At 62.4% G+C, this 16,377-nt stretch carries 15 protein-coding genes; 10 read left to right on the forward strand and 5 right to left on the reverse strand.

Going from position 1 to position 16,377, the window contains the following annotated elements; genetic code table 11:
* Positions 1–19: 19 nt before the first annotated feature.
* Together ACYVRZ_RS03850 and tpx are read right to left on the reverse strand one after the other, a co-directional pair.
* Positions 20–529: a hypothetical protein gene (locus ACYVRZ_RS03850; RefSeq protein WP_461224984.1), complete on the reverse strand. Its 510-nt coding sequence runs from the start codon at positions 527–529 to the stop codon at positions 20–22.
* A 153-nt stretch (positions 530–682) separates the two neighbouring features.
* Positions 683–1,180, reverse strand: a complete 498-nt coding sequence (tpx, locus tag ACYVRZ_RS03855) for a thiol peroxidase (protein WP_461224986.1) — start codon at positions 1,178–1,180, stop codon at positions 683–685.
* 174 nt (positions 1,181–1,354) lie between these two features.
* Between tpx and ACYVRZ_RS03860 the strand changes: the two genes are divergently transcribed.
* Positions 1,355–1,861 (forward strand): flavodoxin domain-containing protein, encoded by a 507-nt coding sequence (locus tag ACYVRZ_RS03860; RefSeq protein WP_461224988.1) that lies wholly within the window; start codon positions 1,355–1,357, stop codon positions 1,859–1,861.
* A gap of 82 nt (positions 1,862–1,943) precedes the next feature.
* Here ACYVRZ_RS03860 and pepF read toward each other — a convergent pair whose 3' ends face one another.
* Positions 1,944–3,755: an oligoendopeptidase F gene (gene pepF, locus ACYVRZ_RS03865; protein WP_461224990.1), complete on the reverse strand. Its 1,812-nt coding sequence runs from the start codon at positions 3,753–3,755 to the stop codon at positions 1,944–1,946.
* Between the two features lie 107 nt (positions 3,756–3,862).
* Between pepF and ACYVRZ_RS03870 the strand changes: the two genes are divergently transcribed.
* Positions 3,863–4,870: a glycosyltransferase family 2 protein gene (locus tag ACYVRZ_RS03870; RefSeq protein WP_461224991.1), complete on the forward strand. Its 1,008-nt coding sequence runs from the start codon at positions 3,863–3,865 to the stop codon at positions 4,868–4,870.
* 112 nt (positions 4,871–4,982) lie between these two features.
* On the opposite strand, the gene ACYVRZ_RS03875 is transcribed toward ACYVRZ_RS03870, so the two are convergent.
* A complete protein-coding gene (locus ACYVRZ_RS03875) occupies positions 4,983–5,759 on the reverse strand; it encodes an alpha/beta hydrolase family protein (protein ID WP_461224993.1) in 777 nt (258 codons plus the stop codon).
* A gap of 336 nt (positions 5,760–6,095) precedes the next feature.
* On the opposite strand from ACYVRZ_RS03875, the gene adhE reads away from it, so the two are divergent.
* From adhE to trxA, 6 genes are all read left to right on the forward strand, one after another.
* A complete protein-coding gene (adhE, locus tag ACYVRZ_RS03880; protein ID WP_461224994.1) occupies positions 6,096–8,711 on the forward strand; it encodes a bifunctional acetaldehyde-CoA/alcohol dehydrogenase in 2,616 nt (871 codons plus the stop codon).
* A 603-nt stretch (positions 8,712–9,314) separates the two neighbouring features.
* Entirely contained in the window at positions 9,315–9,554 is a 240-nt protein-coding gene (locus ACYVRZ_RS03885) for a cell division protein ZapA (protein ID WP_461224996.1), read from the forward strand.
* Positions 9,555–9,556: 2 nt separating this feature from the next.
* Positions 9,557–10,096 carry a CvpA family protein gene (locus tag ACYVRZ_RS03890; RefSeq protein ID WP_461224998.1) on the forward strand — a complete coding sequence of 180 codons (540 nt, stop codon included), beginning with the start codon at positions 9,557–9,559 and terminating at the stop codon, positions 10,094–10,096.
* A gap of 73 nt (positions 10,097–10,169) precedes the next feature.
* A complete protein-coding gene (locus ACYVRZ_RS03895; RefSeq protein ID WP_461225000.1) occupies positions 10,170–12,527 on the forward strand; it encodes an endonuclease MutS2 in 2,358 nt (785 codons plus the stop codon).
* A 253-nt stretch (positions 12,528–12,780) separates the two neighbouring features.
* The gene (locus ACYVRZ_RS03900; protein ID WP_461225002.1) at positions 12,781–13,263 is read left to right on the forward strand and encodes a hypothetical protein; all 483 of its coding nucleotides are present in this window, start codon (positions 12,781–12,783) and stop codon (positions 13,261–13,263) included.
* A gap of 81 nt (positions 13,264–13,344) precedes the next feature.
* On the forward strand, positions 13,345–13,656 hold the full coding sequence (gene trxA, locus ACYVRZ_RS03905; protein ID WP_262314952.1) for a thioredoxin: 312 nt from the start codon (positions 13,345–13,347) through the stop codon (positions 13,654–13,656).
* A 113-nt stretch (positions 13,657–13,769) separates the two neighbouring features.
* Here the strand turns inward: trxA and ACYVRZ_RS03910 are convergent, their stop codons facing one another.
* Positions 13,770–14,237 (reverse strand): DUF2507 domain-containing protein, encoded by a 468-nt coding sequence (locus ACYVRZ_RS03910; RefSeq protein WP_461225004.1) that lies wholly within the window; start codon positions 14,235–14,237, stop codon positions 13,770–13,772.
* A 141-nt stretch (positions 14,238–14,378) separates the two neighbouring features.
* Here ACYVRZ_RS03910 and racE point away from each other — a divergent pair, with 141 nt between their 5' ends.
* The gene (gene racE, locus ACYVRZ_RS03915) at positions 14,379–15,815 is read left to right on the forward strand and encodes a glutamate racemase (RefSeq protein ID WP_461225006.1); all 1,437 of its coding nucleotides are present in this window, start codon (positions 14,379–14,381) and stop codon (positions 15,813–15,815) included.
* Positions 15,816–15,825: 10 nt separating this feature from the next.
* A complete protein-coding gene (locus ACYVRZ_RS03920) occupies positions 15,826–16,347 on the forward strand; it encodes a metallophosphoesterase family protein (RefSeq protein WP_461225008.1) in 522 nt (173 codons plus the stop codon).
* The last annotated feature ends 30 nt before the right edge of the window (positions 16,348–16,377 follow it).

Raw genomic sequence — 16,377 nt, forward strand, 5'->3', positions numbered from 1 at the left:
GGTTAGACCGCATCGCCGCTCAGTTGGCCGAGAGCTCGTTGACCTGGTAGTCCGAACCGGCGGCGCTGAAGGCCTCGGCCACCGCCTCACCGTACTGTGCGGCCAGCGCCTGCTCGAACACCGGGTGCAGGTCCTGGTTGACGTAGCGCTCAATCGCCGCGGCGAAGGCGTCGATGCGCCCGCGGTCGGCCCGGGCCTCCCGGTAGTAGCCCTTGGCCACCGGCCAGGCGTCGCGCAGCCGCACGCTCAGTCGAACGGTGTAGCGAACCCGGGCGCCATCCTGTTGAAAGGCGATGGTGGCGCGGCGCAGCTTGGCGAATGGCAGGTAGGCGAGGACCACAATTAGCACGACGACGGCCACCGCCAGCGCCACCAGCGCGGCGCCGAGGGCCAGGGCGGAGACGCCCAGCGCAATCGGCACCACGACCGCGAGCACGACGGCGGCGATGAGCACCGCGAGGATGATAACGGGAATGGCGGCCAGGCCGGACACCGGCTTGCCGTTGACGAGGATAGAGGATTTTTTCATGTTGGGCCCTGCTTTCTTGTTGTTGAGACCAGCTTACCCCACGTCACGGGCCGCGTCACGCAATTGGCGCGAACGGTCGAAAAAGTTGCGCGAGCGGCGCGACCCACGAAAAAAGGCCGGCCTTCCCGAGTGGGGAGGACCGGCCGCTGTCGCTTAACGGTTGTGGGTCTCGAGGTAGGCCAAGGCGCTGTCGTAATCCGGCTCGTCGGTTTGCTCAAGCACCAGCTCGCGGTAGACAATCTTGCCGGTTGCGTCGGCAATCCAGACGCTGCGGGCGTCGGTGTGGCCGTCTGCGACCAACAGGCCCATCGCGCGGCCGAATGCGCCTTCGGCATCAGACAGCAGCTGAATGTTGGCGACGCCTTCTGCGGCACACCAGTTTTGCTGGTCGGCCGCGGCGTTGGTCGATACGGTAACGAAGTGGGTGCCTTCAAAATCGGCCATTGCGGTGTTGAAGCGCTTGGTCGACAGGCTGCAGACGCGGGTGTTGATGTCCGGCACGACGCTGATCAAGGTGTATTGGCCGGCCCAATCCGCCGGGGTGACGGTTCGCCCCGCGGCGTCTTGCAGGGTGAAGGCCGGCAGCGCGTGGCCGATGCCAAGCGGTTCGCCGGTGGTCTGAAGTGGGGTGCCATGACGTGTGATTTGCATGATTAGCCTCCTATGGGTGACGTTACCTTCAGTATAACACAATCCCGTCGACGACGAATTGTGAACAATTTAATTTCAAAAAAGCAACATTTTGATGACAGTTGTGTGCAAAGGTGGCAAGGTGTCAAAGCAGGCTGTTACAATACAGGAAGAGAGACGAAGGGAGCGGGACGGATGGCCAAGTGTTTGATCGTGTACACCTCACAGACCGGGTTCACCCAGCAGTACGCGCTGTGGATTGCGCGGCAGCTGCACTGCGAGGTCGTCGATAGCAAGTTCATTACGCGAACCGAGCTGCAAAACGCCCGGCTGGTGGTCTACGGTGGCCACCTGCTGTGGGGGCGCAAGGTCAGCGGCTTCTCGCGCTTCTACCGCCGGTATGCGGAGGTCTTGCCCGAGCATCTTTTGGTGTTCGGCACCGGGATGCTTGCGCAAAGCGAGCTGGACCTCGACCGGGTTTGGGCTCACAGCTTCGCCAGCTGCACCGTGGCCCCGCAGTTCTTCTACTTCCGCGGTCAAGTCGACCCCAAGGCCTTGCCGGTGCGGCTGCGGCTGGTGTTTCACTGGACGCAGTACTTCGCCTCGGCCACGGCGCCCAAGCCGCCGAATGTCGCCTCGATCACGCCGCTTCTGGTCGCCGCCACGCAGCTGGACGACCTCGGCCTTTTGGAAGGTGATTGATCCGACGCCAAACCCCCGCCATCGGCCGATGGCGGGGGTTTGACTGATTATTGCTGGCCGGCGTGATGCGGCCGGGTGGCGGTTAGTCGCCGATTTCGGCGGAAAGCGCCTCAATCTGTTGCTCGGTGTCGTCCAGGAAGTGAATCATGTTGCGCAAGGCGCCGTCGCTTGTGATGTCGACGCCGGCCACCTGGGCCGAGTGGATCGGATCCAGGCTGTCACCCAGGGCCAAGAAGCGCTGCCAGTCGGCAATCGCCGGCTGGCCCTCTTTTTGCACCCGCAGGTAGGCGCCGGTCGAGACCACCATGGAGGCGGAGTAGGTGTAAGAGTACAGCCCCATGTAGTAGTGCGACTGGCGCATCCACGTCAGCTCCGGGGCCCCGTCGTCCAGGTCGACGGCGTCGCCCCAGAACTGGTGCAAAACGCCCTTTTTGATGCGGTTGAGGTCGGTGGCGGTGAAGGAGGCACCGGCGTCGATCAGCTTGTAGACCTCCCGCTGGAAGGCGGCCTCCAGCAGGTGGGTGACGCAGTTGTGGAAGTAGGTGTCAGACAAAAGGCGGCTCAAGGCGAAGCGGCGCAACCGCGGCGACTCGGCCTGCTGCACCAGACTGTGGGTCAACAGCAGCTCGTGGAAGGTCGAGGGCCCCTCCACAATGTAGGTCGACGGGTTGGCGGCGAGGATGCCATGGGCCTGGGCCGCAAGCGTCATCTGCCCGGCGTGGCCGAGCTCGTGAACCAAGGTGTAAATCGCCGGCAACGTGTCGCTCCAGCTCATCAGGATGTAGGGATGCGCCGAGTACGGGGCCGAGGCGAAGGCGCCGGATTCCTTACCGACGTTGGGGGCAAAATCGACCCAGCGTTCCGGAAAGGCCCGCATGATCAGGTCTTGGTAGGCCTGACCCATCGGCGCCACCGCGTCTTTGATGTACTGTGGGGCTTGATCCAGCGTGACCTTGGGCGTGTAGGTCGGATCCAGGTCGATTTGCAGGTCGGTGTAGCCGATGTGATCCAGCCCCCAGAGCTTTTGGATGTGGCCGATGTAGCGGCGCATCACCGGGGCCAGCTCGGTCATGATCACGTCGATCTGGCGGTCGAACATCTCGCGGGTAACTTCCTGGTCGGCCAGCAGGTAGTCGATTACGGAGTCGTAGCCGCGCATGGTGGCCAGCGTTTTTTCCTTGGCGACCTGAGCGTAGTAGCCGGCGGCCATGCCGTTTTGGTACTTGGCCAGGGTCTTACTGAACTGGCGGTAGGCGGCGCGGCGAACCGCGGTGTCCGGGTGCTTTTGGTAGGTCTCCTCGTAGTCGACGAACGACAGCGGGTAGGTCTTGCCGTTGGCGGTGAAGGTGCCGAAATCCGCATCGCCAAAAAGGCTTTGGCTGCGAATCGCGTTGGGGGCGTCAAGCGCCGGGGCGAGCTCGGCCAGGGCCTTTTCGGCGGCGGGATCAAGCGCCTGTTTCTTGTCTTGCAGCACGTGGCGGATGTACGGGGCCAGCTCGGCGTCGGCCGCCGCCACGGCGTCAAGCGTCGCCGTCGGCTGCTGCTGCAGCTCGGCGGCCAGGAAGGTCAAGGCGCCGTCGAGCTGGGCCATCAGGGCCTCAACGCGGTTGTTTCGCGCCGTTGCCTGGGCGTCGCCGGTGTCGGCGGCGGCCGGCAGGAAGCCGTAGTGCATCACGCGGTCTGCGATGTCTTGGATGTTGGCGTAATCCTCCAAGGCGTCTTGAATCACCGCCGGCTGGGTCAAGTGGCCCTGGTACATGCGGGTGAAGTCGGCGGTCAGTTCCTTGAGCTTGACGATGTCGGCCTCAAAGGCGGCATCGGTGGGGTACAGCGCGGTCAGGTCCCAGGTCTGGTTGAGCGGGGCCTGGCTGCGGGTCATCGGGGTGGTGGACATGAGCATAACTTCCTTTCGTGGTCAGGCTTATTTTACCTGTTTTAGGCGCGTTTGCCGAACACTTCTGATATGATAAGGGCAGTGACTATAAAGAAAGTTGTGATCATGTGAAACTCTTAAGCGTCGTCGTGCCATGCTACAACTCCGCCGATTACATGGCCCGCTGCATCGATGCGCTGCTCACCGGCGGCCCGGAGCTTGAGATCCTGATTGTCGACGACGGCTCCAAGGACGACACCGGGGCCATCGCCGACCGCTACGCCCAAGACTACCCGCAGGTTCGGGCGTTGCACGAGGCCAACGGCGGTCACGGGCAGGCGATTAACTACGGGCTGGCCGAGGCCACCGGGCGTTTTTTCAAGGTGGTGGACTCGGATGACTGGCTGGACCCCGCGGCCCTCAAAGCGCTGATGGCACACCTGGCCGATGCGACCTTCACCGCCGGGCTGGACATGCTGATCTGCAATTACATCTACGACAAGGTGGCGCAAAACCACAAGAAGGTGATTCAGTTCCGCCACCTGCTGCCGACGGACCGTGCGTTCAACTGGCAAGACGTGAAGCTGCCGGTGGGGAAGTACCTCTTGATGCACACGGTGATCTACCGCACCGCGTGTCTGCAGGAGGCCCACCTGAGCCTGCCGGCACACACCTTCTATGAAGACAACCTCTACGTCTTCTACCCGCTGCCTTACGTGACCGCGATGCGCTACCTGGACCTGGATCTTTACCACTACTTCATCGGCCGGGCGGATCAGTCCGTCAACGAGCAGGTGATGATCGGGCGCATCGACCAGCAGATTTTCGTCAACAAGGCGATGATCGATTACTACGCGACCGCGCCGTTGCACGACCCGGCGCTTGCGCGGTACATGAGAAGCTACGTGACCATTGTGACCGGCATTTCGTCGATTCTCTTGCTGCGAGCCAAGACCCCACAGGCCCTGGCCAAAAAGCGCGAACTTTGGGCCTACATGGCCCAAACCGCGCCGGCGCTATACACCCAGATGCGCCACGGCCTGGTCGGGCGGGTGATGAACCTGCCCGGTCACACCGGTCGGGCCCTGACCGTGACCGCCTACCGCATGGCGCGGCACGTTTATCAGTTCAACTGACACGCAAACAGCGCGACCCTCGCTTGGGGGTCGCGCTGTTTTGGCGTTCGGATGCCGGCGCCGACCCGAGGCCTTCGAGCAGTCGGCGAAGCACGGGGCTGTCGCCGGCCCGTCAGATTGTGGCAGCCAAAAAGCCTAAGACGTCTTCGTGAACCGCGTCGAGGTAGCCCTTGCCATGCGCGGTGCCGGCCAGAGCCCGGATGGTGAACGGCACTGCCGCCGTGCTGGCGGCCGCCGCCATCTGCAAGACCCCGCTCATCGGCACGAACTCCTGCAGCGAGTTGGCCAAAAACAGGGGCCCGGTCGCGTGGGTCACCCGCGGTGCCGGCGTCGCCGGGGCGTACTGCGCCTGATCCGGCAGGTAGTTGGTGACGAACCACTTGTAAAAGCCGGGGTCGGCGCCGCCTTGGTCGATGGCGCTTGACGCGACGCTAGCCCCCGGCTCGCGCGGCACGGGCACCACGTCTTCGTGCTCGGCCAGCCACGGCGCGATGTCCAGGATGCCGGACAAAGACACCGCGGGGATGCCGAAGCGAATCGCGAGCTCGACGGCCATGTTGCCACCGGCGCTTGCCCCGACCGCCGCCATGTGCTCGCTTGGGAAGGGCAGGTCGTGGCGCTTGCACCAGCCCATCAACGTCGCCATGTCGCTCAGCGGCGCCGGGAACGGTGCCACCTTGGCCAGGCGGTAGTTGGGCACCATCACGAAGTAGCCGGCGGCGGCCAGCGCCTCGGCCCAATCGGCGTCCTTGTGCTTGTCCCCTTGGAACCACCCGCCGCCGTGAATCAGGATGATGCCCCCTCGGGCGTGGCCGGCCGGCTGGTACAAGTCGGTGGTCAGCCCCAGGCCCTCGGCGTAAAACACATCGGTTGCGATCAGTTGTGCCATGTTGCACCTCCATTGTTGGCTTCGCCTTCCACTTTACGCGGCCGAACGCCCCCGGGCAATTTTTTTGCCTGGCGCGGCCAAGTTTTTTTGAGCCGGCAGTGTGTGAAAAAGTAGACAGTTGCGGTTGCGCCTCAACACAGCCAAAGGCCGCGAAATGAAGCCGGTTACGCTCATCCAGTCACACCCTGGGACAGCTTTAAATCGTTGATGCAACAGTGATTCAAAATCTCCGTGAAAAAATTCACCGAAACTTGTTTACAAATTCACAAAACCTTGCTATATTATTGTTTGTGAAATGGTTAACGAAAACTTGCAAACAAAAGTGGAGGGATCCAGATGCTTAAAGAGACACCTAAAACTGAAGCGCCCGTCGATGTTGACAAGATGATCGACGAACTCGTCGCCAACGCCCATGAAGCGCTGAAGGTCATGAAGACCTTCGACCAGGCCAAGATTGACCACATCGTTCACCGCATGGCGATTGCCGGGCTTGACCACCACATGGAGCTGGCCAAGCTGGCGGTTGAAGAAACCGGCCGTGGTGTGTACGAAGACAAGGCGATCAAGAACATGTTCGCGACCGAAGAGATTTGGCACGCCATCAAGGACAACAAGACCGTCGGCGTGATTGCCGAAGACAAGCAGCGCGGCCTGGTTTCCATCGCGGAACCAATCGGGGTCATCGCCGGCGTAACGCCTGTGACCAACCCGACGTCGACCACGATGTTCAAGTCCGAAATCGCGATCAAGACCCGCAACCCAATCATCTTCTCCTTCCACCCAGGGGCGCAAAAGTCCTCGGCCAAGGCGCTTGAAGTGATTCGCGAGGAAGCGGAAAAGGCCGGCCTGCCAAAGGGCGCCCTTCAGTACATTCCGGTGCCAAGCATCGAAGCCTGCCAGAAGCTGATGAACCACCCAGGCATCGCCACGGTTCTGGCCACCGGCGGCCCTGGCATGGTCAAGGCGGCTTACTCCACCGGCAAGCCGGCGCTGGGCGTCGGGGCCGGCAACGTGCCAGCCTACATCGAAGCCTCTGCCGACATCAAGCAGGCGGTCAACGATGTCATCTTGTCCAAGAGCTTCGATAACGGCATGGTCTGCGCGTCCGAGCAGGCGGTCATCGTCGATGCTGCCATCTACGACCAAGTGAAGGCCGAATTCATCGCCCAAGGCGCCGCTTTTGCCAAGCAAAAGGACATCCCGGCTTTGAGCAAGACCGTCATCAACCTGGAAAAGGGTTCCGTCAACCCACCGATCGTCGGCCAAAGCGCCCACACGATTGCGGACTGGGCCGGCATCGAGATCCCAGAAGACGCGCCGATTCTGATTGCCGAACTCAAGGGCGTTGGCCCGAAGTTCCCGCTGTCTCGTGAAAAGCTCAGCCCGGTTCTGGCCATGATCAAGGCCGAAGACCACGCCGATGGCTTCGCCAAGGCCGAAGGGATGCTCGACAACGGCGGCCTCGGCCACACCGCGGTCATCCACACCGCCGACGAAGACCTGGCGCTTGAATACGCCGATCGTATGAACGCCTGCCGGATTCTGGTCAACAGTCCTTCCACCATGGGCGGCATCGGGGATCTGTACAACGAAATGATTCCGTCGCTGACCCTGGGCTGCGGCTCTTACGGCGGCAACTCGATCTCCCACAACGTCGGCACCATCGACCTGTTGAACGTGAAGACGCTCACCAAGCGCCGCAACAACATGCAGTGGGTGAAGCTCCCCCCCAAGATCTACTTCGAGCGTAACTCGGTCCGTTACCTCGAAAAGATGGACGGCCTGGACCGCGTTTTGATCGTCGGCGACCGCGGGATGGAAAAGCTCGGCTACGTCAAGATCGTTGAGGACGTGCTGAACCAACGCACCAACGACGTGCAGATCCAGACCTTCGTCGATGTTGAGCCGGATCCTTCCTCCAACACCGTTTACAAAGGCACGGAAATTGCCAAGTCCTTCAAGCCCGACGCAATCGTTGCGATCGGCGGCGGCTCCGTCATGGATGCGGCCAAGGGCATCTGGCTGTTCTACGATGGCGACGGCGACTTCTTCGGCGCCAAGCAGAAGTTCCTGGACATCCGCAAGCGGACCTACAAGTTCCCGAAGCCGACCAAGTCCAAGCTGGTCTGCATCCCGACCACGTCCGGTACCGGCTCCGAAGTAACGCCTTTTGCAGTCATCACGGACTCCGACACCGGCATCAAGTACCCGCTGGCCGACTACGCGCTGACCCCAGACGTTGCGCTGGTTGACAGCCAGTTCATCGAAACCGTGCCGCCGAAGGTTGTCGCCGACACCGGGCTGGATGTGCTGTGCCACGCCACCGAAAGCTACGTCTCCACGATGGCCACGGACTACACTAAGGGCCTGTCGATGCAAGCCATCAAGTCTGTTTTCGCCAACCTCGAAAATAGCTACAACGGCGACCTCGACGCCAAGGCTAAGATGCACGACGCCTCCACGATCGCCGGGATGGCCTTCGCCAACGCCTTGCTGGGCATTAACCACAGTATCGCCCACAAGCTTGGCCAGACCTTCCACCTGCCTCACGGGCGTTGCATCGCCATCACGATGCCGCACGTCATCCGCTACAACGCCAAGACCCCGAAGAAGCGGGCCATCTGGGCGAAGTACAACTACTTCCAGGCCGCTGAAGACTACGCCGACATCGCGCGGGCTTTGGGCCTGAAGGGTAACACCACCGAAGAGCTGGTTGAGGCCTACGTTCAGGCCATCATCGACCTGGCCCACCGCGTCGGCGTCAAGCTGAGCCTGAAGGACCAGGGCATCTCCAAGGAAGACGTTTTGGCAAGCGTTGATCGCCTCGCCGAACTGGCTTACGAGGATAACTGCACGGTCACCAACCCGGTAGAGCCTTTGATCGCAGACATGAAGCAGATCGTGCTTGATGAATACGAAGGCACCGACTCCGATCCATCCGTTCGCATCTAAGTTTCACCAACCTTTCACATGCCCCGGCCGCCACTGGCGACCGGGGTTTTGTGATTCCGCGACGTGAGCTTATAAGTTGACAGCAAAATTGGCAGGGCTTACACTGGCTTCAGATGATTGTCAACGGGCAAGGAAAGCGTTGCGGCCGCAGCGCTTGCACTTCTGTTGCTTAGGGGGAAGGTCCGGGACATAAGCATTCCCAGTACCCCCACCCATGCCATGCCGTACCAGGCAACAACGCCGACGTTTTCGCGCAACGGTCCCCTCCGATTGGGACCGACCACCAGGGTGTGGACCACCATCTTCCTGCCGCACAGCGGCTTGCCTACTCGCGTCGAGGTAGCTGCGGCGAGTCGCTGACAGGGGGCCAGTTCTTGCGTCGCCTTGAGAAGGCCAAGGCCTTCTCGTGGCAACGCTGATTACCGCAACGCGTCAACAAGTTGACTGAGGCCGCCACGTGTGCGAGCGCGTGGTGGCTTCGGCGCGGCCGCCGCAGTGAAAAGACTGCGGCGGCTTTTGGCGTGGCGGCGCGTTTGCAGGGCGGTAGCGCGGTTGTGGCATTCATGGTAGAATAAATCAGTATACGAAAAGGAGCGGTGTCGGTTGCAAGAACAAAAAAGACGGTTCAAGGCCGTGATCAATGGCAAACCTTACACAATCGTCGGGCCCGGCAGCGCGGCACATTTTGAGGCGGTTACGGCCATGCTCAATGAGCGGCTGAACCAGATCAAGACGCTGGCGCCAACGCTCAGTTCAGAGGATGCTGCTATTCTGTTGGCCTTCAACGCGTTGTCCGACGCGGTCAAGATCCAAGCGCAGGCGCAGCAGGACACGCAGGAGTAATTATGCTGAGTTTTTTGATTATCCTGGCGCTGGCGTATTTCTTTTACGCCGGGGCCCGGCGGGGGCTGCTGTTGCAGCTGGTGCATGTGGCCGGCTACGTGCTGTCCCTGCTTTTGGCCGCGGCCTGGTACAAGGGGTTGGCCGCCAAAATCACGCTTTTGATTCCGTACCCCTCGGCGACGGAGCAAAGCCGCTTTGTGTTCTTTGATAACCAAGTGGGGCTGACGCTGGACGACGCGTTTTACCGCGGCGTCGCCTTCGTCACGCTGCTGGCCTTGGGGTGGCTGCTCACGCGCTTTGTCGCGCTGTGGCTGCACGACCTCAAGTACCGGACGCTTGACACCCACCTCGATTGGCTGGCCGGCGGGTTCCTCAACCTGGCGATGGGCTACCTGTTCATCTTCTTGCTGCTGTACTTGGTGGCGCTGGTGCCGATCGGCGGCCTGCAGGACATGCTCGAGCACTCGCTTTTGGGCAAGTCCATGGTGCGTTATTCCCTGGGGTTGACCAACCTGTTCACCCAGCTGTGGGTGGTCGGCTAAAACTGAATGTGCGGCCAAGGCGAGGGTGACCTCGCCTTTTGACTGCTTGGAACTGTGAAAGGATATTCCCGATATGAATTCTAAAATACTGCAAACCCTGGCGTACGACCGCGTCACGGCGGCGCTGAGCCAGGAGGTCGCCACGGCGGCCGGCCAGCAGCGCGTCTCGGCACTTCAGCCGACCGCCGACGCCGACGCCGTTCAGGCAGGGCTTGACGAAACCGCCGATGGCGCCACGATTCTGCGCCTCAAGGGCGGCATCCCGATTCCCACGCTGGGCAACATTGGCCCGTCGCTCAAGCGCGTTCGCATCGGCTCGGTGCTCAACGGCACGGAGCTTGCGGCGCTTTCGCGAGTGCTGCGAACCGTCAGCACCGTCGACCGCTTCTTGACCGACCTGGCCGACAACGTCGACTTGCGGGTGGTGTACGACCTCCAGCAGTCTCTGACCACGCTGCCGCAACTGGAGCGGCGTTTGACCACCGCGGTCGATGAGGAGGGCAACCTGACCGATGAGGCCAGCCCGGAGCTCGGTCGCATCCGCCAGTCGATCAAGCGTCTGGAAGGCGACATCCGCTCGCGGATGGAAAACTACACCCGCGGCGGGTCGGCGAAGTACCTGTCGGACCCGATCGTCACCATTCGCGACGACCGCTACGTGATCCCGGTGCTGGCCCAGTACCGCGGCCAGTTCGGCGGCGTCGTGCATGACCAAAGCGCCAGCGGCCAGACGCTGTTCATCGAACCCCAAGCGATCGTCGAGATGAACAACCGGCTGCGCGAGGCGCAAATCGCCGAAGCCACCGAAATCGAGCGCGTATTGGCCGAGCTGTCCGATGAGGTCGCGCCCAACGCGACGGCGCTGGCCGCCAACGCCGAGGTGATCGGCCACCTGGACTTCATCAACGCCAAGGCCAAGTACGCGCGGCTGATCAAGGCCACCGAGCCGACCGTGTCGCGCGAGAACCACGTCGACTTGCTGGCGGCGCGGCACCCCTTGCTCGACCCGCACAAGGTCGTGCCCAACCGCATCACCCTGGGCGAGGACTACCAGGCGATCGTGGTCACCGGCCCGAACACCGGTGGTAAAACCATCACGCTCAAAACCCTGGGCCTGTTGCAGCTGATGGGCCAGTCCGGCCTGTTCATTCCGGCCGCGGCCAACAGCCAGATCGGCGTGTTCTCCGATGTTTTTGCCGATATCGGCGACGAGCAGTCCATCGAGCAAAACCTCAGCACGTTCTCGGCTCACATGAGCAACATCATCACGATCCTCGACCACCTGGACAAGGACGCCTTGGTGTTGTTCGACGAGCTGGGGGCCGGGACCGACCCGCAGGAAGGCGCGGCCCTGGCCATCGCCATTCTCGATGAGGTCGGCGTGATCGGCGCGGATGTCGTCGCCACCACCCATTACCCGGAGCTCAAGCTGTACGGCTACAACACACCCAACACGATCAACGCCTCCATGGAGTTCGACGTCGCGACGCTGCAGCCGACCTACAAGCTGTTGATCGGGGTGCCGGGGCGGTCCAATGCGTTCGACATCTCGCTTCGCCTGGGGCTTGACGCGACCATCGTCGACCGCGCCAAGCTGTTGATCGCCGACGACTCCCACGACCTGAACAACATGATTGCCGATCTTGAAAGCCAGCGCAAGGCCGCCGAAACCGAGTACAAGGCCACCCGTCACGAGCTCGACGAGGCCGAAAAGCTCCACCGAGACCTCCAAGGCGCCTACACCGAGTTCTTCAACGAGCGGGAGCGGCAGCTCAACGCCGCCAAGGACCAGGCCAACGCGATTGTCGACAAGGCCCAGGAGAAGGCCGACAAGATCATCAAGAACCTGCGGCAGATGCAGCTGACCAACCCCGGCACCGTCAAGGAGAACCAGCTGATTGAGGCCAAAAGCGAGCTGTCGCACCTGCACCAGGAGAAAAAGCAGCCCAACCGCGTCCTTCGCCGCGAGAAGCGCAAGCAGGCGCTGGCCGCCGGCGATCGCGTTCGCGTCCTGAGCTACGGTCAAACCGGCGACTTGCTGGAGCAGGTCGACGCCAAGCACTGGGACGTCCAGATCGGCATCATGCGCATGCGCATCGCCACCAGCGACATCGAGAAGGTCAAAGACGACCCGGAACCCGAGCCCAAGCGCCGCATCGCCGGCGTCAAGGGCGGCGGCATGACCGGTCCGAGCACCACCTTGGACTTGCGCGGCCAGCGCTACGAGGAGGCGATGGCCAACCTCGATAGCTACATCGACTCGGCGCTTTTGGCCAATTACCAGCAGGTCACCATCATCCACGGCCTGGGCACCGGCGCGATTCGCAACGGCGTGACCCAGTACCTGAAACGCAACCGGCAGGTCAAGAAGTTCGGCTTCGCCCCGCAAAACGCCGGGGGTTCTGGCGCCACGATCGTCGAGTTCAAGTGAAACGCCCAAACGCCAGCCCGAGCGGTTGGCGCTTTTTTGTGACGTGTTTTTTTGAAACCGGCGCGGCCAAGCCCGGTGCCGGCATGACAAGCCGCACCACCGCAATATGTCACGCTTCGGGTAATCCCCCCAATTTATTTTGCGGTTAATGATCTGGATTACTTTTGGCCGCGGGGCGGGGGTTGACGCCTTCCCCAAGATATGAGATAAGTGCGGAGAGGCGGCGCGAGACGCGGCCGAAAGGGGTGACAACATGCGCCGACAGCATGTGATGATGATCGCACGCAAGGCCGCCTTGGCGGCACTCTTGGCGATTTGCCTAGTCGCCTGCGCCCGACCGCAGGCCAGCGGCTCACTGAACCACCGCTTGCTGGATCGCAACGGTCATACCGTCGGTCACAAGCAAGCGGCGGATTGCGGTAGTGGCAAGCTGACCGCCTTCAACGGGCAGGCGGTGCGACCTGGGCAGGCCGCCACCGTGGCGGCCGCTCGGGCCAGGGTCCAGGTGACCTTGCGAGACTTCCCGCTTCACGCGGTGGCGTATGTGGTCGTTGACAACCGAATCGTGGCGATCGACGAGGTGACGGCGGCTGAGCACACCATCGCGCTGAAGATGACCAAGGCGGCGCAGACACCGGGCCGGCACCGCCTGCGGGTGATGACCTTCGCTCACGACGACGACCGGCAGGCGGTGACCCGGGCTCACAGCCTGTGGTATCGGGTGTTAACCGAATAGGGGAACGCTTGCTTTTGGCCCGGCGGTGCGGTATGCTATGGTTAGTTACGAAAAGTAAGCATAGCATAAGGAGTGATCGTGATGGTACAAGTTGTAACCGACCAGAACTTTGAGACAGAAACTGCCACCGGCGTGACGCTGACCGACTTTTGGGCAACCTGGTGTGGCCCCTGCAAGATGCAAAGCCCGGTGATCGAATCCCTGGCCGAAAGCCGCAAGGACGTGAAGTTCGTCAAGATGGACGTCGACGCGAACCCGGACACCCCGTCGAGCTTCGGCATCATGGCGATTCCGACGCTGCTGGTCAAAAAGGACGGCAAGCCGGTTGAAAAGATCGTCGGCTACCACACCAAGGACCAGCTCGAAGAAGTGCTCAACAAGTACACCAACTAACATCAAAAAAACCGCCGCTCTCCGGTTCAGTCATCGTGACTGGCCGGGAAGCCGCGGTTTTTTGCATGGTGCAAATGCGTGGTGCAAATGCGTGGTGCAAATGCGTGGCGCGATTACAACGCGATGGGCTTATCGGCGGTCGGCTGTTCGGTCTTGGGGTCCAGCACGACGGTCAGCGTGACGGTTTTCTTGCGCCGGTCAATCGTTGGGTTGGCCTCGACCACGACGCCCAGCACCTGCTGCAGGCTCTGGGCCAAGAAGCCGGCCTCAAGGCGAAAGTCGGGGTCGTCGAAGTTTTGGATGCGCGTCTCTACCACGGCGCCGGCCAGCAGGTACGACCGCTCGACGCGTTTGGCAGCCTCAGGTGTCAGGGTGCCCAAGCCGACCTTCTCGAACAAGGCGGGGATGTCCGGTTCGGCGACCGGCAGCTTGGCCGCCAAGGCGCGGCCGGCCCAGTACAGGATGTTGGAGGTTTCGACCCCCAGCAGGTCTGGCAGCAACAGGTCGCGAATGGCCAACTGGCCGAACAGCGGCCCGGTTGCCGGAAGGGTGAGTAGATCTTGATAACTTGCTTTTGCCATGACGGCCTCCTCGTGAACGTTACTTCTAGTATACTGGAATCCCGGGCAAAAATCAGCACCGAAGCCCGGTCGGCACCACTTGATTTTGGCGGCGGAAGCGCCCACAATGAAGGTTCAGACTAAACGAAAGAGGCGTTTGCTATGAAGACGCAACCAATCGGTTTTATCGACTCAGGCGTCGGCGGCCTGACCGTGGTCAAGGAGGCGCTGCGGCAGCTGCCCAACGAAGGCGTCGTGTTCCTCGGCGACCAGGCTCGCCTGCCTTACGGGCCGCGGCCGGCGGCACAGGTGCGTGAGTTCACCTGGCAGATGGTCAACTTCCTGCTCGACCAAGACATCAAGATGCTGGTCGTGGCCTGCAACACGGCGACCGCCGCGGCCCTGCCGGATCTCAAGGCCAAGCTGAACATCCCGGTCATCGGTGTGATCGTGCCGGGCTCCCGGGCGGCGATCAAGGCGACGCGAAAGGCCCACATCGGCGTCATCGGCACGGAAGGCACCGTCGCCAGCCACGCCTACGCCGATACTATTCACGCCAAGGCAAAGGGGTTGAAGGTGACGGAGCTTGCCGCCCCGAAGTTCGTGCCGCTGGTGGAAAGCAACGAAATGACCACCCCGACGGCCAAGCGCGTGGTAGCCGAGACGCTGCAGCCGCTGCTGCACCTGGGCCTCGACACCCTGGTGCTCGGCTGCACCCATTACCCGCTGCTGCGGCCGCTGATTCAAAACGTGATGGGCGACGGGGTCACGTTGATCGACTCCGGTGCCGAAACCGTCAGCGAGGTCTCCACGCTGCTGGATTACTTCGACATCGCCAACGACGCGCCGACCGCGGCACCGCAGCGCGATTTTTACACCACCGGCAACGCCGAACTGTTCGACGTGATCGCCGGCAACTGGCTGAACATGACGGTCAAGGCGACGCACGTGGCCATCGACCAGTTGCCCACCACCGGCCCCAAGCAGGCCCCGACCCGCACCGTCGTGGTGGCCTCCAACAACGCCGGCAAGGTCAAGGAGCTGGCCGCGATGTTCGCCCAAGACGGCATCAAGGTCTTGAGCCTGCGCGACTTTCCCGAGGTCCCGGAGGTCGCTGAAAGTGGCGCGACCTTCGAGGAGAACGCGCGGCTGAAGGCCGACGGCTACGCCAAGGCGCTTGAGCTGCCGGTGCTCGCCGACGACTCTGGGCTTACGGTCGACGCGCTGGACGGCCGGCCCGGCGTGTTCTCCGCCCGGTTCGCCGGGCGCGGCCACAACGACGCGGCCAACAACGCGAAGCTGATCGCCGAGCTGGCCGACGTCGCGCCGGAGGATCGCACCGCCACCTTCCACGCCACCCTGGTGTTCGCCAAGCCCAACCGGCCGGCGGAGGACCTGGTGGTGACGGGCTCTGTGGCCGGGCTGATCACCGGGGTGCCGCGCGGTGAGAACGGTTTTGGCTACGATCCGTACTTCCTGCTGCCGAGTTTGGGCAAAACCATGGCGGAGCTGACGGCGGCCGAGAAGAACGCAATCAGCCACCGCGGCAACGCGATGCGGGCCTTGGAGCAAAAATGGCGTTCCTGGTACCAGGACTGAGGAGGCCGCTGTGAAACTAGTCGTAGTGAGTGACACCCACGGGGACCGCGCGATCCTCGAGACGATTCTGCGCCAGCAGCCCGGTGCGGCCGGGTATTTTTACGCCGGCGACTCGGAGCTTACGGCGGCCGACCCGCTGTTTGACACGTTCCGCGCCGTGGCCGGCAACATGGATTTTGACCCCGACTTCCCGCTGACGGTGACCGCGACGATTCAGGGGCTCACCGTGTTTGAGACCCACGGCCACCGCTTCGGCGTCAACTTCGGGCTCGGTCAGCTGATTGAGGCCGCCCAGGCGGCCAAGGCCCAGGTGGCGTTGTTCGGCCACACCCACCAGCTGGGCTGCGAGGTTCACGACGGCATCCTGCTGGTCAACCCCGGCAGCATCTCCCAGCCCCGCGGCCAGTTCGCCAGTCTTCGCGGCACCTACGCCGTGATTGATGTGACCGAAGCGGCCTTTACGGTCACTTATTACCTGCGCGACGGCCAGCCGGCCCCAGGGCTTCAGCGGCGCTTCACGCGCCAGCGCTGAGGTGCTAGACCAAAAGGCGCCGCCACCTTC

The organism is Lacticaseibacillus suihuaensis, assembly GCF_054785075.1.

Bases quoted from the DNA above. Each gene is read 5' to 3' on its own strand.
- ACYVRZ_RS03875 (WP_461224993.1), bottom strand. From the start codon at position 5,759: ATGGCACAACTGATCGCAACCGATGTGTTTTACGCCGAGGGCCTGGGG.
- ACYVRZ_RS03890 (WP_461224998.1), top strand. From the start codon at position 9,557: ATGCTGAGTTTTTTGATTATCCTGGCGCTGGCGTATTTCTTTTACGCC.
- adhE (WP_461224994.1), top strand. From the start codon at position 6,096: ATGCTTAAAGAGACACCTAAAACTGAAGCGCCCGTCGATGTTGACAAG.
- ACYVRZ_RS03860 (WP_461224988.1), top strand. From the start codon at position 1,355: ATGGCCAAGTGTTTGATCGTGTACACCTCACAGACCGGGTTCACCCAG.
- ACYVRZ_RS03895 (WP_461225000.1), top strand. From the start codon at position 10,170: ATGAATTCTAAAATACTGCAAACCCTGGCGTACGACCGCGTCACGGCG.
- ACYVRZ_RS03850 (WP_461224984.1), bottom strand. From the start codon at position 529: ATGAAAAAATCCTCTATCCTCGTCAACGGCAAGCCGGTGTCCGGCCTG.
- pepF (WP_461224990.1), bottom strand. From the start codon at position 3,755: ATGTCCACCACCCCGATGACCCGCAGCCAGGCCCCGCTCAACCAGACC.
- tpx (WP_461224986.1), bottom strand. From the start codon at position 1,180: ATGCAAATCACACGTCATGGCACCCCACTTCAGACCACCGGCGAACCG.
- racE (WP_461225006.1), top strand. From the start codon at position 14,379: ATGAAGACGCAACCAATCGGTTTTATCGACTCAGGCGTCGGCGGCCTG.
- ACYVRZ_RS03910 (WP_461225004.1), bottom strand. From the start codon at position 14,237: ATGGCAAAAGCAAGTTATCAAGATCTACTCACCCTTCCGGCAACCGGG.
- trxA (WP_262314952.1), top strand. From the start codon at position 13,345: ATGGTACAAGTTGTAACCGACCAGAACTTTGAGACAGAAACTGCCACC.
- ACYVRZ_RS03900 (WP_461225002.1), top strand. From the start codon at position 12,781: ATGCGCCGACAGCATGTGATGATGATCGCACGCAAGGCCGCCTTGGCG.